This window comes from Pseudoalteromonas sp. G5_S1_54_S4 (genome assembly GCF_054968565.1).
Genome location: NZ_JBQKUL010000123.1, coordinates 1 through 1028 on the forward strand (window position 1 = coordinate 1; position 1028 = coordinate 1028).

Annotated in this window: 2 protein-coding genes; both read left to right on the forward strand. The window is 39.4% G+C overall.

Annotated elements, in window-relative coordinates; translation table 11 throughout:
* Window positions 1–530 (forward strand): sensor histidine kinase (locus tag ACTRWE_RS19195; protein WP_462880531.1); only part of this gene is annotated, 530 nt, incomplete at its 5' end.
* The gene (locus ACTRWE_RS19200) at window positions 527–949 is read left to right on the forward strand and encodes a response regulator (protein ID WP_010392817.1); all 423 of its coding nucleotides are present in this window, start codon (window positions 527–529) and stop codon (window positions 947–949) included. The genes ACTRWE_RS19195 and ACTRWE_RS19200, both read left to right, overlap by 4 nt.
* The last annotated feature ends 79 nt before the right edge of the window (window positions 950–1028 follow it).

Genomic DNA, 1028 nt, shown 5'->3' on the forward strand with positions numbered 1-1028 from the left:
ATCGTATTCATAAAATGGAGACGTTAATAGATAATTTATTGGCCTATGCAAGAGCAGGCAAAGCCACTCTAGATACTCAAGTAATCGATATGCATAAGTTAATTTCTAACGTTACCGAACTATTGGATTTACCGGCTGGAATGAAGCTTCGTAAAGACATTCAATTAGATACTATCGTCACTGCATGGACGCCACTTGAAACCGTGGTCCGCAATTTATTAAGTAACGCTATTAAACACCACGACAGTAAAGAGGGAACTATAGAGATTCGTTGTGTAGCAGAAAATACGCTTTGCCATATCACTGTGACTGATGATGGCCCCGGTATACCACCAGAGGCTTACGAGCGTATTTTTAGTTTGTTTCAAACAACCTCTGATGATAAATCGGGTTCAGGTATTGGGCTGTCTATTAGTCGGCGTTTGGCACAAGCTCATGGTGGGCGCATTTCAGTAAGCTCAAATGAACTGCAAAAAGGATCTACATTTCATGTGTGGTGGCCTCGCTTTGCAAGGAAAGAAAATTTATGATCAAAAATCTATCTATACTGCTTGTTGAGGACGACGATGTTGCCGCGGAAGCCGTTACAAGAAGCCTAAAAAAAGTGGATCCTAAAATTAAAATAATTTGGAAACAAAACGGAAAGCTGGCACTAGATGCGTTACGAGAAAAAGCGCAACAAAAAGAAATATCAGAGCCCTACTTAGTATTGCTAGACCTGAATATGCCAGTGATGAATGGCTTTGAATTTTTAGAGCATATTCGTAAAGATGAAAAATTAAACGATACCGTTGTATTTATACTCACGACCTCCAATGAGGATAACGATCGTACTCGCGCGTACCATAATAACGTAGCAGGTTACATGGTTAAACATGCAATTGGCCCGCAGTTTGCCAAATTAGCGACACTTATGGATGCTTATATACATGCCGTTGAGCTTGAATAAGCCATTTTGCAAGAGATATGGATATGATAACTTCAATAGATAATTTTGAAACCTGCGACAGTATTAAACTACTCATTGT